Source organism: Pantoea agglomerans, from assembly GCF_020149765.1.
Taxonomy (GTDB): Bacteria; Pseudomonadota; Gammaproteobacteria; order Enterobacterales; family Enterobacteriaceae; genus Pantoea; species Pantoea alvi.
In genome coordinates this window covers 1254575-1269352 of sequence record NZ_CP083809.1, presented here as the reverse complement: position 1 = coordinate 1269352, position 14778 = coordinate 1254575, and the positions used below count along the sequence as shown (strand labels likewise).

At 60.2% G+C, this 14778-nt stretch carries 13 protein-coding genes; 2 read left to right on the top strand and 11 right to left on the bottom strand.

Annotated elements, in window-relative coordinates:
* Positions 1 to 2 precede the first annotated feature (2 nt).
* Positions 3 to 263, top strand: a complete 261-nt coding sequence (gene yfaE / locus LB453_RS08715) for a class I ribonucleotide reductase maintenance protein YfaE (protein WP_081140402.1) — start codon at positions 3 to 5, stop codon at positions 261 to 263.
* A gap of 187 nt (positions 264 to 450) precedes the next feature.
* Here yfaE and LB453_RS08710 read toward each other — a convergent pair whose 3' ends face one another.
* Both LB453_RS08710 and elaB read right to left on the bottom strand, forming a co-directional pair.
* Entirely contained in the window at positions 451 to 1647 is a 1197-nt protein-coding gene (locus tag LB453_RS08710) for a nicotinamide mononucleotide deamidase-related protein YfaY (RefSeq protein ID WP_103794143.1), read from the bottom strand.
* Positions 1648 to 1825: 178 nt separating this feature from the next.
* Complete coding sequence (gene elaB / locus LB453_RS08705; RefSeq protein WP_103794144.1) at positions 1826 to 2137, bottom strand: stress response protein ElaB; 312 nt, start codon at positions 2135 to 2137, stop codon at positions 1826 to 1828.
* 272 nt (positions 2138 to 2409) lie between these two features.
* On the opposite strand from elaB, the gene LB453_RS08700 reads away from it, so the two are divergent.
* Positions 2410 to 4068: a glucan biosynthesis protein D gene (locus tag LB453_RS08700; RefSeq protein ID WP_224481689.1), complete on the top strand. Its 1659-nt coding sequence runs from the start codon at positions 2410 to 2412 to the stop codon at positions 4066 to 4068.
* A 33-nt stretch (positions 4069 to 4101) separates the two neighbouring features.
* Here the strand turns inward: LB453_RS08700 and LB453_RS08695 are convergent, their stop codons facing one another.
* The 9 genes from LB453_RS08695 to nuoG all read right to left on the bottom strand — a co-directional run bounded on the left by LB453_RS08695 (position 4102) and on the right by nuoG (position 14742).
* Positions 4102 to 4551, bottom strand: coding sequence for a GNAT family N-acetyltransferase (locus LB453_RS08695; RefSeq protein ID WP_103794146.1), 450 nt, complete (start codon positions 4549 to 4551; stop codon positions 4102 to 4104).
* A 63-nt stretch (positions 4552 to 4614) separates the two neighbouring features.
* Entirely contained in the window at positions 4615 to 6072 is a 1458-nt protein-coding gene (gene nuoN, locus LB453_RS08690; protein ID WP_103794147.1) for an NADH-quinone oxidoreductase subunit NuoN, read from the bottom strand.
* Positions 6073 to 6078: 6 nt separating this feature from the next.
* The gene (gene nuoM / locus LB453_RS08685) at positions 6079 to 7599 is read right to left on the bottom strand and encodes an NADH-quinone oxidoreductase subunit M (RefSeq protein WP_103794148.1); all 1521 of its coding nucleotides are present in this window, start codon (positions 7597 to 7599) and stop codon (positions 6079 to 6081) included.
* Between the two features lie 210 nt (positions 7600 to 7809).
* The gene (gene nuoL, locus LB453_RS08680; protein ID WP_103794149.1) at positions 7810 to 9645 is read right to left on the bottom strand and encodes an NADH-quinone oxidoreductase subunit L; all 1836 of its coding nucleotides are present in this window, start codon (positions 9643 to 9645) and stop codon (positions 7810 to 7812) included.
* Complete coding sequence (nuoK, locus tag LB453_RS08675) at positions 9642 to 9944, bottom strand: NADH-quinone oxidoreductase subunit NuoK (protein WP_103794150.1); 303 nt, start codon at positions 9942 to 9944, stop codon at positions 9642 to 9644. Before nuoK ends, nuoL begins: the two co-directional genes overlap by 4 nt.
* Positions 9941 to 10480, bottom strand: a complete 540-nt coding sequence (nuoJ, locus tag LB453_RS08670; protein ID WP_103794151.1) for an NADH-quinone oxidoreductase subunit J — start codon at positions 10478 to 10480, stop codon at positions 9941 to 9943. Before nuoJ ends, nuoK begins: the two co-directional genes overlap by 4 nt.
* Before the next feature lie 10 nt (positions 10481 to 10490).
* Complete coding sequence (nuoI, locus tag LB453_RS08665; RefSeq protein WP_103794152.1) at positions 10491 to 11033, bottom strand: NADH-quinone oxidoreductase subunit NuoI; 543 nt, start codon at positions 11031 to 11033, stop codon at positions 10491 to 10493.
* Positions 11034 to 11044: 11 nt separating this feature from the next.
* Positions 11045 to 12022 (bottom strand): NADH-quinone oxidoreductase subunit NuoH, encoded by a 978-nt coding sequence (nuoH, locus tag LB453_RS08660; RefSeq protein ID WP_103794153.1) that lies wholly within the window; start codon positions 12020 to 12022, stop codon positions 11045 to 11047.
* On the bottom strand, positions 12019 to 14742 hold the full coding sequence (nuoG, locus tag LB453_RS08655; RefSeq protein ID WP_103794154.1) for an NADH-quinone oxidoreductase subunit NuoG: 2724 nt from the start codon (positions 14740 to 14742) through the stop codon (positions 12019 to 12021). Before nuoG ends, nuoH begins: the two co-directional genes overlap by 4 nt.
* Positions 14743 to 14778 lie beyond the last annotated feature (36 nt).

Genomic DNA, 14778 nt, shown 5'->3' with positions numbered 1-14778 from the left:
CCATGAGCCGTGCCGTTGTTATCCTGCGCAGCTCCGGCCAGCGGCTGGAGTGCGCAGAGCATCACCCTAACCTGCTGACGACGCTGGAAGCGCACAACCTGTGCGTGGAGTTTCAGTGTCGGGAAGGCTACTGCGGCTCCTGCCGCACGCGCCTGCTAAAAGGTGAAGTTCACTATGCCGAAACGCCGCTGGCGTTTGTGCAGCAGGGTGAGATTCTGCCCTGCTGCTGTCTGGCGAAAGGTGAGATTGAAATCGAGCTGTAGCTGGCTTCTTTGCTCTCACAGACCACGCAATAGTCAAAACGCGGAAGGCAGGAAGCGAAGAGCAAAGCGTCCCGCGCCAGGGATGGCGCGGGCCGAGCTGGCATGGATGCCGCTTTTTGCGTCTTTGCGATCGCTTCCTGCCTTCCGCGTGGGCTCACGAAGCGACAGACGCCTCCGCTACCCTGTTTTACAGCTTCACCGACTCCAGCACATCAATCCAGCCGTGGCCGGTGCTGACCTCGCTGCCGTGCAGCCAGCGGCGCAGCATATTCATCGCCATCATCGCCACCACCTTCTGCCGCGTCTCCAGATTGTGACGCCCGTGGGTAAACTTCACCCGCTGTCCCCAGCTCGCTTCCGGCGTATGCAGCGCCAGCGACACTTCGCCCTCTTCCAGCGCGCCGGTCGACAGCGCCAGCACCGTGCCCTGGTGCGCCGCCAGCGCCCGCGTGCGCTGTACCTGCTGCTCCAGCCCCTCTGCGTGCGCCGGGAGGATCTCCGCCGCGCTCAGCGGCACCTCTGCCGCCGCCAGCTGCCAGTGCAGCAAGCCTGCGGTGTACTGCTCGCTAAGCGCCAGACGGAAGCCGCGATCCTTTAGCTCTCGCGCCAGCAGCGCCGGTAACCCCTCGGTGCCCTCAAAAATGGTGCACTCCGCCAGCAGCAGGCGCACCTGCTGCCAGACCTGCTCCATCGCCACGCGCTGGCTGGCCGGGCCGGTAAGCTTGATCTCGATAATCGGCATTGATGAGCGATAGCCCATCACCACCCCTTCCGGCAGCGCCAGCGGCTCCAGCTCGGCGGCGATATCGCTCTCGCCGCGGCCGAAGGTAGTAAGACGCAAACAGAGCGGCGGTTCAGGCAGGTCGAACTGCTGTTTAAGGCGCGGCAGAATCTGCTGCTCTGCCATCACCTTGAATTCAGAGGGGACGCCGGGCGTAAAGAAGATCCAGCAGCGATTCAGCCGCAGCGCAAAGCCGCAGGCGGTGCCAACCGGATTATCCAGCATCTCGGCATTGGCGGGGATCTCCGCCTGCTTGCGGTTGCTCGGCGCCATTACGCGGCCGCGGCTGGCGAACCACGCCTCGATATTGTCCAGCCACGCCTGATGCAGCACCAGCTCGACGCCGCTGGCTTTTGCCGCCGCCAGCGCGCTGAGATCGTCGCTGGTCGGCCCGAGGCCGCCGTTAACGATCAGCACATCCGCTACCTGACTGCGCGCCTGCAGTGTCTCCACCAGCGACGACAGGGAGTCGCCGACCGTGGTGCGGCTGGTCATCGGCAGACCGTGCTGAAACAGCAAATCCGCCAGCCAGGCGGCGTTGGTATCGACGATTTGGCCGTGCAGCACCTCATCCCCGGTAGACAGCATCTCGACTCTTATCACGTGTTCATCTCCTTTTGTCCGTCGATCTACTGTAGGAAGCGCGCTGGGTAAACTCAACTCAATAGTGCGCTTTTCGCGTCAGCGGGCAGTCAGCATGGGGAGAAGAACAAAGCGGGGATAACGCAAAGAGGGAGAAAACAAACGGCGGGAGAGCCCCGCCGTTTTCAGTGGCGACCGATTAGCGACGCGCCAGCAGCAGACCAAGCACCAGACCGGCGGCTGCGCCGATACCGATACCCTGCCAGGGCTTCTCATGCACGTAATCATCGGCGCGGTAAGCGACATTTTTTGCGCGATAGTAGTAGCTGTCGGAGGCCTGGCTGACGCGTGCTTTTACATCTTCCAGCGCCTGCTCCGCTTTGGTTTTCAGCTCGATATATTTCTGATCGGTCGGATCGCCTGACGACTTCAACACCTCTTCCAGCGTCTCAGTCAGCAGCGCCAAATCATCATCCAGATTGGTGTCAAAAGCTTCTGTCTCTTTTACCATCATTTCCTCCGTGTCATTTACAAAGCAGTCTTTTAACTATAGCGGTTAAATCGCCGTTTGCAGGATGGTTTATCCAGGATTCCCCTGAGTTTCCTCTGGCGTGACCTGAGACGAAATTCCTCGGCCTTCTTGATTAATCTGATAAATTTAAGGCGGACTGAATTTTTCACCTGGCCGACTGTCGTACCCTGCTGTTATCTGCGCTTTTTCATCACCTGCGCGCAGAGCAGGACAGTCACAACACACTCGAACGCTAAGGAATAATTTCTGGCATGAATCGAAGAATGTTTATGAAAGCGTCAATGGCCTTCTCCGCCGTCAGCGGCATGACCGGCCTGTCCACGCTGTTTGCGCAATCCGCCTGGGCAGAAGATGGCATTGCAGACGGTGCCGCCGTGCGCTTCGATTTCGATGTACTGAAAAAGAAAGCCGCCGCGCTGGCGAAACAGCCCTGGGGCGGCGCGCCAGGCGCGCTGCCGGAGACGCTGGCAACGCTGACGCCGCAGGCGTACAACGAAATTCAGTACGACGCCGGTCACTCGCTGTGGAACAACATCCCCGATCGTCAGCTCGACGTACAGTTTTTCCACGTCGGCATGGGCTTTAAGCGCCGCATCCGCATGTTCTCCGTCGACGCCGACAGCCGCGAGGCGCGTGAGATTCACTTCCGTCCTGAACTGTTTAACTACAATAACGCGAAGGTGGATACCCAGCAGCTGGTGGGCAAAAACGATCTCGGCTTTGCCGGCTTCCGCGCCTTTAAAAAACCAGAGCTGGCGCGCCGCGATATCGTCTCTTTCCTTGGGGCGAGCTACTTCCGCGCCGTGGACGATACCTATCAGTATGGCCTCTCCGCGCGTGGCGTGGCGGTCAACACCTTCAGCAACGGCGGCGAAGAGTTTCCTGACTTCACCGCATTCTGGTTCGAAACGCCGAAAGCGGACGACACCACCTTTGTTGCCTACGCCCTGCTGGATGGTGCCAGCCTCACCGGTGCCTATAAGTTCACCATCCACTGCGAGGCGAGCCGCGTGGTAATGGAGGTGGAAAACCATCTCTACGCGCGCAAAGATATCCGCCAGCTCGGCATCGCGCCGATGACCAGCATGTTCAGCTGCGGCACCAACGAGCGCCGCATGTGCAACACCTATCATCCGCAGATTCACGACTCCGATCGCCTGGCGATGTGGAGCGGCAGCGGCGAGTGGATCGCGCGTCCGCTGAATAACCCGCAGAAGCTGCAGTTCAACGCCTATCAGGATGAGAACCCGCGCGGCTTTGGCCTGCTGCAGCTCAACCACGATTTTAAAGACTATCAGGATGTTATCGGCTGGTATGACAAACGTCCCAGCCTGTGGGTCGAGCCGGTTGGCAAATGGGGCAAAGGCGCCATCAATCTGATGGAGATCCCGACCACCGGCGAAACGCTGGATAATATCGTCTGCTTCTGGCAGCCGGCCGAGCCGGTGAAGGCGGGCAGCGAATTCAGCTTCTCCTACAAGCTTTACTGGAGCGGGCTGCCGCCGGTGCGCAGCGGTCTGGCGCGCGTCGACGCTACCCGTACCGGTATTGGCGGCTTCCCGGAAGGCTGGGCGCCGGGCGAGCACTTCCCTGAGAAGTGGTGCCGTCGTTTCGCCATCGATTTCGTCGGCGGCGATTTGAAAGCGGCCGCGCCAAAGGGCATCGAACCGGTAATTACCCTCTCATCCGGCACCTTTAAACAGGTGGAGATCCTCTTCGTCGAGCCGATGAACGGCTATCGCATCCTGTTCGACTGGTATCCAGACAGCGACGCCACCACGCCGGTGGAGATGCGTCTCTTCCTGCGCACCAAAGATGAAACCCTGAGCGAAACCTGGCTCTATCAGTATTTCCCGCCGCCGGCGGATCAGCGTAAATATGTAGACGACCGTCAGATGACGGTGGGCTAAAAAGAGAAACGGCGAGCATCTGGCTCGCCGTTTTTATTTGCGCATCTCAATATGCGGAATAGCGTCTTCCAGATAGATCTCGCCCACCGCCTGAAAGCCGAGACGCCCATAGAAACCCTGCAGGTGCGCCTGCGCCGAAAGATAAATCTCGCGTGACGGCCAGTGCTGCTCGCAGCTGCGCAGCGCCTGCTCCATCAGCCGGTTGCCGAGATTCAGGCCGCGCGCGCTGGCGGAAACAATCACGCGTCCGATCGCTACCGGCGCGGCCTCATCCGCAGGCGTCAGAATACGCGCGTAAGCCACCAGCTCCTCGCCGCGCATCCCCAGAATATGACGGTTATCCGCCACCAGATCCTGACCGTCAACGTCCAGATAGGGACAGGTCTGCTCAACGATAAAGACTTCGCAGCGCAGCGCCAGCAGCGCATAAAGCTGCTGCGCGCTCAGTTCGCTGTGATGCCGATCCTGCCAGCGGATATCCATAGGCTCTCCTGAAGACAAAAAAAATCAGGCCCGAGGGCCTGATTTCACAAGGGTAAACGCAGTTTACATCAGCGGCTGCGCCATCTGCACCAGCGAGATCAGCGGCTGCGGGTAAACGCCGAGCAGCAGAACCAGGATCGCCGAAATCAGCACCACTACCCCGCCTGCGGTCAGCGCCCAGTTAGCCGGCGTGTCGCGCGTATGCAGCTCTGGCGGACTGAGGTAGAGACTGACGGTCACGCGCAGATAGTAGTAGAGGCCGATGGCGCTGCCGACCACCACCGCCGCGGTGAGCCACCACAGCTGAGCATTCACGCCCGACGCAATCACGTAGAACTTACCGATAAAGCCAAGCGTGGCCGGAATACCCGCCAGCGACAGCATCATAATCGTCATCACCGCCGACAGTACCGGACGATGCCAGAACAGGCCGCGATAGGAGTAGAGCGAGTCGGCGTCCGGACCGCGGTACGGGCTGGACATCAGGCTCACCACGCCAAACGCGCCCAGGCTGCTGAACAGGTAGCCCGCCAGGTAAACCCCTGCGGTCTCCAGCGAGAGCTGATGGGTTTTCACCGCAATCAGCGCCACCAGCAGATAGCCAAGATGGGCGATAGAGGAGTAGCCGAGCAGACGTTTGATGTTGCTCTGCGAAATCGCCATCAGGTTGCCGAACAGAATCGACACGAAAGCGATCAGCCCCAGCACGGTGCGCACGGCCTCGCTGTCGGTCAGCGGCGCGTACATAAACAGACGCATGATGACGCCGAAGATGGCGATCTTGCTGGCGGTGGCGAGGAAGGTCGACACCGGCGCAGGCGCGCCCTGATAAACGTCAGGCGTCCAGAGGTGGAACGGCACCAGCGACAGCTTAAAGCCAAGGCCTATAATCATCATGCCGAGACCAACCAGCAGCAGCGGCTGCTGGATCACGGCGTCGTTCAGGCTCTCACCCAGCTTCACAAAGCTCAGGCTGCCGGAGTCGGCATAGATCAGCGCGATACCGAACAGCAGGAAAGAGGAGGCAGCCGCTGACAGAATGGTATATTTCAGCGCCGCTTCCAGCGAGCGTTTCTGGCGGAAGGCGTAGCCGATCATGCCGAACAGCGGCAGCGACAGCAGCTCGACGCCGATAAACAGCGACGCCAGATGATTAGCGCTCGCCAGCACGATACCGCCCAGCGTGGCGATCAGCACCAGCAGATAGAACTCATCCTTGTTGTCCGGGAAACCTGCCAGCCAGGGATAGGCAAAGGTGCAGGTCGCCAGACTCGCCAGGATCACCAGCGCGGTGTAGAACACGGCGTAAGGATCAATCCGCAGCAGCGGCGTTACGTCCATCGCCCCCGCCTGCGCCACAAACCAGAGCGAAACCAGCGCCAGGTTCAGTCCGATAACCGTCAGCGTGGCGTTAACAAAGTGGTTGCGTCGCCAGGCAATGGACAGCATCACAACCACCACCGTCAATCCGACGATCAACAGCGGCAGCAACGCGATCAATTGTTGAAATGTTATTGTCATGGCGAATTACGGCCTTGTAGTTGAAATTGAAGCGGTAAACCACTGCTGAATATTGCTCATGGCGGCATGGGAAGTATCCAGAATCGGCTGCGGGTAAACGCCCAGCAGCACCAGCAGAACCACCAGCACCATAATCATCGTAAATTCACGCGGCGACATGCCCGGCAGCGGATCTTTCGACTTCGCTTCGCCGTAGTAGGCGCGCTGCATCATGATCAGCGAATAGACCGAGGCGAACACCAGGCCAAAGGTAGCGATGACGATAATCACCGGCACCACCTGGAAACTGCCCGTCAGGATCATAAATTCGCCGGCGAAGTTACCGGTGCCCGGCATCCCCAGGTTCGCCACCGCAAAGAAGAGCGACAGGCCCGGAATCCACTTAATGCGCGACCAGAGGCCGCCCATCTGACGCATATCACGCGTGTGCAGACGCTCATAGAGCTGACCGCACAGGATAAAGAGCGCGGCGGCAGAGAGGCCGTGCGCAATCATCTGCACCACCGCACCCTGGAAGGCGAGCTGGCTGCCGGTGTAGATGGCGATCAGCACGAAGCCCATATGCGAAATTGAGGTGTAGGCGATCAGGCGTTTGATATCGGTCTGCGAGAAGGCCATCCAGGCGCCGTAGAAGATACCGATAATGCCCAGCCACATAGCGACTGGCGCGAACTCCGCCGAGGCGTTAGGAAACAGCGGCAGGCTGAAGCGCAGCAGGCCGTAGGCGGCAGTTTTCAGCAGGATGCCGGCGAGGTCGACCGAACCCGCGGTCGGCGCCTGGCTGTGCGCATCCGGCAGCCAGCCGTGCAGCGGCACCACCGGCATTTTGACCGCGAAGGCGATAAAGAAGCCCAGCATCAGCAGATATTCCACCGTATGCGACATCGGCGTCTTCAGCAGCTGTTCGTAGTTAAACGTCCAGACGCCGGTGGCGTTGTAGTGCACAAACACCAGCGCCAGAATCGCAATCAGCATCACCAGACCAGAGGCCTGGGTGTAGATAAAGAACTTGGTGGCGGCGGTGATACGGGTTTTACCGTCAGATGCCTTATGTCCCCAGAGCGCGATGAGGAAGTACATCGGCACCAGCATCATCTCCCAGAAGAAGAAGAACAGGAACATATCGATCGCCAGGAAGACGCCGATAACGCCGCCCAGAATCCACATCAGGTTAAGGTGGAAAAAGCCCTGATACTTCTCGATTTCGTTCCAGGAGCAGAGCACCGCCATCAGGCCGAGCAGGCCGGTCAGCACCACCATCAGCAGCGACAGGCCATCCAGCGCCAGATGGAAATTGATGCCGAAACGCGGGATCCAGGCGGCGGAGAACTCCGACTGCCACTGCGGCATACCCGCGGCCTGCGTCAGTGAATAGCCGCCCTGCAGCCAGAGCTGCAGCGAAATCGCCAGCGTCAGGCCCATGGTGATCAGGGCTATCCAGCGCGGCGTTTTCGCGCCGAGGCGCTCAGCCAGCCAGCAGAGCAAGCCGCCGACGAATGGAATGATTATTAGCCAAGGTAGTAGCACTGAAGTCTTTCCCTTTTTTCTGCCTGTCTTCGGGCTATCCTGCTGGTCAGCTTTGCCCCCGGCCCGGCTCGCAACCCTTACGTACCTGAGTACCATCCGGTTGCTGCGCTGGCGGTAGCGAAACTGACTGCGCCGATAACGCCCTCATAATGGGCAATTTTTAACATTCTTGACCTGGGGCGACTCGCCGAGCCGCCCCGCTCATCAACCTTAAACCACCAGCATCAGCGCCAGCACCACCACGGCGCCGATGCTCATTGAGGCGACATACCAGCGCAGATAGCCGTTTTCGCTGACCACCAGGCCTTTATTGCCGATACGCGACACCAGCGCAGGCAGATTCATCAACGCATTCAGCGGGTCGCGCTGCAGCAGCCAGGCGATACCGAGATAGGGTTTGACGAACACTTTGTCATAGAGCCAGTCGAAGCCCCATGCGGCGAACCACCAGGTGCCGAAGAAGCGGCCCGGGGCGCTGCTGGCGACGCGGCTCACCAGCTGGCGTTTGCCCAGCCAGAGCGCGGCGGCGATCAGAATGCCCACTACGGCGACCACGCCGGAGGCGATCTCCAGTCCGACCTTGCCCGCTTCGCCGGTTTCGCTGTGCGGCAGCACGCCCGCCAGCGGTGGCGTAATCAGCGCGCCAACAAAGGTCGACAGCACCAGCAGCACAATCAGCGGCAGATGATGAGTAATGCCTTTACCCGCATGGGCGTGAATCTGCTCTTTACCGTGGAACACGATAAAGATCATGCGGAAGGTATAGATCGAGGTCAGGAAGGCGCCCACCAGGCCCGCCACCATCAGGTTGATGTGGCCGTTCGCCAGCGCGCCAAACAGAATCTCATCTTTACTGTAGAAGCCTGCCGTAATCAGCGGCAGCGCAGCCAGCGCGGCGCCGCCCACCAGGAAGCAGACATAGACCAGCGGAATGCTTTTACGCAGGCCGCCCATTTTAAAGATGTTCTGCTCGTGATGGCAGGCGAGGATCACCGAACCAGAGGAGAGGAACAGCAGCGCTTTAAAGAACGCGTGCGTCATCAGGTGGAAAATCGCTGCGTCCCACGCCTGTACGCCGAGCGCCAGGAACATATAGCCGATCTGGCTCATGGTCGAGTAGGCGAGCACGCGCTTGATATCGGTCTGTACCAGCGCGGCGAAGCCCGCCAGCACCAGCGTAACCGCGCCGACGATACCCACCAGATGCAGCACATCCGGCGTCAGCAGGAACAGGCCATGGGTGCGGGCGATCAGATAGACGCCTGCCGTTACCATGGTCGCGGCGTGGATCAGCGCCGATACCGGCGTCGGACCGGCCATCGCGTCCGCCAGCCAGGTTTGCAGCGGCAGCTGCGCCGATTTACCTACCGCGCCGCCCAGCAGCATCAGCGTCGCCCACTGCAGCATATGGTTGTCCGCCGCAAAGTGCTGCGGCGCCAGTTCCATCATCTCGCGGAAGTTGAGCGTGCCCAGTTCGTTGTAGAGGATAAACAGCGCAAAGGCGAGAAAGACGTCACCGACGCGGGTGATGATAAAGGCCTTCATCGCCGCCTTGCCGTTTTCCGGATTGCTGTAGTAGAAGCCGATCAGCAGATAGGAGCAGAGCCCTACCCCTTCCCAGCCCAGATACATCAGCATCAGGTTGTCGGCCAGCACCAGCACCACCATGCTCGCGATGAACAGGTTGGTGTAGGCGAAGAAGCGGGAATAGCCCTCTTCACCGCGCATATACCAGGAGGCGAACATATGGATCAGGAAGCCGACGCCGGTCACCACCGACAGCATGGTAAGAGAGAGGCCGTCCAGCGTCAGATTGACTTTAATGTCGAAGTTGCCGACCTGCATCCAGGTCCAGAGCGCCTGGCTAAAGGGCTGCTGGCCGTTGGCGAAAAAGTCGATGCCGACATAAAGCGTCACCAGCGCCGCCAGACCCACTGAGCCCATACCGATTGCGGCCGACAGGTTCTCCGACCAGCGACCACGCGAAAACGCCAACAGCAGGAAGCCGATTAGCGGAAACAGGATTGTTAAGTAGAGAAGATTCATCCGCGCATCTCGCTCACAGTATCAATGTTCAGCGTCTGACGACGACGATAGAGCTGGAGCAGCAGCGCCAGGCCAATGCTGGCTTCCGCCGCCGCCAGGCTGATCGCCAGGATATACATCACCTGCCCATCCGCCTGTCCCCAGTAGCTGCCTGCTACCACCAGCGCCAGCGCGGCCGCGTTGATCATAATCTCAAGGCCGATCAGCATAAACAGCAGGTTGCGGCGCATCACCAGTGATGTCAGTCCAAGGACAAACAGCACGGCGGCAAGAATTAAGCCGTGTTGTAACGGGATCATGCGTGCTCCTCCTTATTGGCGTCACGGTTGCTCAGCACTTCGCCCTGACGCTCTTCGCGTCCGACGTGGAACGCGACCACCAGCCCTGCCAGCAGCAGCATTGAGGCGAGCTCAACCGCCAGAACATAAGGACCGAACAGGCTGATGCCTACCGCTTTGGCGTCGATAACCGTGCCGTCGATGCCCTGATCGTTGGCGGTCAGAATGGCGTAAACCATAACCACCAGCAGCAGCAGAGAGACGATGCCCGGACCAATCCAAAGCGACGGCTGCAGCCAGTCGCGCTCCTGCTTCACCGTGGCGTTGCCCATGTTAAGCATCATCACGACGAAGACGAACAGCACCATAATGGCACCGGCGTAAACAATGATCTCCAGCGCGCCGGCGAAATAGGCGCCGAGCGAAAAGAAGACGCCCGCGACGGAGAGCAGCGACACGATCAGGTACAGCAGCGCATGTACCGGATTGGTGTGGGTAATGACGCGCAGCGTCGTCAGCACCGCCACCAGTCCGCAAAGATAAAACGCAATTTCCATGCCGGGCTCCTTAAGGTAACAAGCCTTTGACGTCGATGGGTTTGGCTTCGTTTTCGGCGTCGCCCTTCTCTTTCCCTTCGATCGCCATACCTGCCATGCGGTAGAAGTTGTACTCGTGGTATTTGCCCGTACCGGAGATCAGCAGATCCTCTTTTTCATACACCAGATCCTGGCGTTTGAATTCGCCCAGCTCGAAGTCGGGCGTCAGCTGGATCGCGGTGGTCGGGCAGGCCTCTTCGCACATCCCGCAGAAGATGCAGCGCGAGAAGTTGATGCGGAAGAACTCCGGGTACCAGCGGCCATCTTTGGTCTCTGCTTTCTGCAGCGAGATGCAGCTGACCGGACAGGCCACCGCGCAGAGGTTACAGGCGACGCAGCGCTCTTCGCCGTCGGGATCGCGCGTCAGCACGATGCGTCCGCGGTAGCGCGGCGGCAAATAGACCGGCTCTTCCGGGTACATCTGAGTTTCGCGTTTGGCGAAGGCATGCATGCCAATCATCCAGATACTGCGCACTGTCGTGCCGAAGCCAACGACAATATCTTTTAAAGTCATCTCAACACCTCTTACTGCGCGTTGTACAGAATCACTGCGGCGGTCGCCAGCAGGTTCAACAGCGTCAACGGCAGACAGACTTTCCAGCCGAACGACAGCACCTGGTCATAGCGTGGACGCGGGAGCGCAGCACGAATCAGGATAAACATCACCATAAAGAACGCCGTTTTCAGGGCGAACCAGATGAAAGGCGGCAGGAACGGCCCCTGCCAGCCACCGAAGAACAGCGTCACAATCAGCGCCGAGACGGTGGTGATAGCCACATACTCGCCGACGAAGAACAGGCCGAACTTCATACCGGCATATTCGATGTGATAGCCGTCCGCCAGCTCCTGCTCCGCTTCCGGCTGATCGAATGGATGACGGTGACACACCGCTACGCCTGCGATACAGAAGGTCAGGAAGCCGAAGAACTGCGGGATGATGTTCCACAGATGCGTCTGGCTCTCAACGATAGCGGTCATATTGAACGAGCCCGCCTGTGCCACTACGCCCATCAGCGACAGGCCGAGAAAGACTTCGTAGCTCAGCGTCTGCGCGGAAGCGCGCATCGCGCCCAGCAGCGAGTATTTGTTGTTACTCGACCAGCCGGCGAACAGCACCGCATAGACAGCCAGACCCGCCATCATCAGGAAGAAGAGCAGCCCGATGTTAAGGTCGGTCACCATCCAGCTCGGCGACACCGGCACGATGGCGAACGCCAGCAGCAGGGAAACGAAGGCAATGACCGGCGCCAGGGTAAAGATAAAGCGGTCGGTAAAGGGCGGAACCCAGTCCTCTTTAAAGAACATTTTGATCATGTCCGCTGCCAGCTGGAGCGAACCGCCCCAGCCTACGCGGTTCGGCCCGTAGCGGTTCTGCCACAGCCCGAGCAGTCGACGTTCGGCGAAGCTCATAAAGGCGCCGCACGCCACCACGACCAGCAGAATGACAATCGCTTTGACCACGGTCAGAATGATGTCGATAACGTCCGGTGTTAACCAGCTCATTGCGCCGCCTCCTGCAGTTTGTCAATGTGCGCGCCCGCCAGGAACGGCGGCACGCCCGGCATACCCAGCGGCAGGCCAATCTGGCCCGGCTGCAGCGCGCTGGAGATGCGCACCGGCAGACGCAGGGTCTCGCCCGAACAGCTGAACTCCACCGCCGCGCCTTCGTTTACGCCCAGCTTCGCCGCGTCCTGCTGGTTGATGACCAGCATCGGCTGCGGCATGCGCTTCTGGAATACCGGGGAACGCTGAGACATCTCCTCGCTGCCAAACAGCTGGTAGCAAGGCGCTACGCGCCAGCGATCGCCGCTGATAAACGCGGCTGGTACCTCGGTGAACCACGGCAGCGACGCGTCGCCCGCCTCAAACAGACGCACGCCGGGATCGCCGTTGCGCAGCTTGCCGCCCACTTCAGCCTGGAACTTGTTCCACGCCTGCGGGGAGTTCCAGCCTGGCGCCCAGGCGAACGGAATTTGCGAACGCGGCGCGCTCGGCTGGTTGTTCCCTTCCATGGAGAAGGCGAACATCGTGTCCCGATCCTGCGGCTGACGCGGCTCGTGCACGCTGATATTGGCGCGCGCGGCGGTGCGTCCGCTGGAGCGAATTGGCGAACGCGCCAGTTTTTGCCCACGGATACGGAAGCTGGCGTCCGGCGCCGCCTCTTTAATGCCTTTCAGCTGCGGCAGCTTCGCTACCACGGCGTCGATAACGTGATCGAGCTGCGTCCAGTCGGGATGACGGCTCTCCAGCGTGCTGTGCAGCGAGTGCAGCCAGCGCCAGCTCTCCAGCATCACGATGCTGTTGTCGTAGTAGGCGGGATCGTAAACCTGGAAGAAGCGCTGCGCGCGGCCTTCATGGTTAATCGAGGTGCCGTCACTTTCGGCAAAGCTGGCGGTAGAGAGCACAAGGCCCGCTTTCTCCAGCGTGGCGGTGCGCTGATGATCGACCACAATCACATTGGTGGCGTTAGCCAGCGCCGCATCCACCAGCGCCTTCGGCGCGTGACGGTAGAGATCGTTCTCCAGCACCACCACCGTATCCGCTTCGCCGCTTCGCAGCTGTTCCAGCGCGCTGTCGAGGGTGTTGCCGCCCATCAGGCCCAGGCCCATGCTGTTGGCCGCACTGGCCAGCAGCGTGATGCCGACGTCCGCGCCGCGCGCTTTCAGCGCTTTCGCCACGTTAGCCGCCGCTTCGATCATCGCCGTGCTGCCCGAGTGGGTGCCGGAAATAATCAGCGGTTTTTTCGCACCGGCGAGCGCCTGCACCACCACGTCCAGCTTGCCGTTCAGGCTGCTGTCAAAATCGCTGACCGCTGGCGCACTTTCATCCAGCGCGCTGGCGATAGCGAAGCCGAGACGCGCCTGATCTTCCACCGGGGCGCGATAGCTCCACGCGGCGATATCGTCGAGTCGCGTCTCATCGACGTGAGTGACGAACAGCGGATGTTTGGCGTGCTGACCGATATTCATAATCGCGGCGATCTGCCAGTCGGCGACTTTCTGCGCCGCGGCCATGTCGCGCGCTTTGCCTTTTACCGCCTGTCGCACCGAGAGCGCCACGCGCGCGCCGACCTGGGTCAGATCTTCGCCCAGCACCAGCACCGCGTCGTAGCTTTCCATTTCACGCAGCGACGGCGTATAGATGCCGCTTTCGCGCAGCACTTTCAGCATCAGCTCCAGGCGCGCCTGTTCTCCCGCCGGCATGCCGGTAGAGAAGTTTTCCGCGCCAACCAACTCGCGCAGCGCAAAGTTGCTCTCAACGCTGGCGCGCGGAGAGCCGATGCCGATCGCGCGCTTCGCCTGACGCAGAACGTCAGCCGCCGCGTTAACCGCCTGCTCTGCATTCAGCTGCACCCAGTCGTTGCCGCGCAGCAGCGCCGGGTGACGTGGGCGATCCTGACGGTTGACGTAGCCGTAGCCGAAACGACCGCGGTCGCAGAGGAAGTAGTGGTTAACCGTGCCGTTGTAGCGGTTTTCGATACGACGCAGTTCGCCGTAGCGCTCGCCCGGGCTGGTGTTACAGCCGACGCTGCACTGCTGACAGATGCTCGGCGCGAACTGCATATCCCATTTACGGTTGTAGCGTTCGGAGTGGGTTTTATCGGTGAAGACGCCGGTCGGGCAGATCTCCACCAGGTTGCCGGAGAATTCGCTCTCCAGCGTGCCCTCTTCCGGACGGCCGAAGTAGACGTTGTCGTGCGCGCCGTAGACGCCCAGATCTTTACCGTCGGCATAATCTTTGTAGTAACGCACGCAGCGGTAGCAGGCGATACAGCGGTTCATTTCATGAGAGATGAACGGGCCGAGATCCTGATTCTGGTGGGTGCGTTTAGTAAAGCGGTAGCGGCGGAAGCTATGACCGGTCATTACCGTCATATCCTGCAGGTGACAGTTGCCGCCCTCTTCGCACACCGGGCAGTCGTGCGGGTGGTTGGTCATCAGCCACTCCACCACGCTTTCGCGAAACTCTTTCGCTTCGCTGTCGTCAATGGAGATAAAGGTGCCGTCGGAGGCCGGCGTCATGCAGGACATGACGAGACGGCCGCGGGTATCCTCGGCGTTCTGGAATTGCTTCACCGCGCACTGGCGGCAAGCCCCAACGCTTCCCAGCGCCGGATGCCAGCAAAAATAAGGAATATCAAGGCCCAGAGAGAGACACGCCTGCAGCAGGTTGTCCGCCCCGTTCACATCATATTCTTTACCGTCTACATGGATTGTAGCCATAGTGAACATGCTTCCGTAAGGCTCGTCAGAGACGAG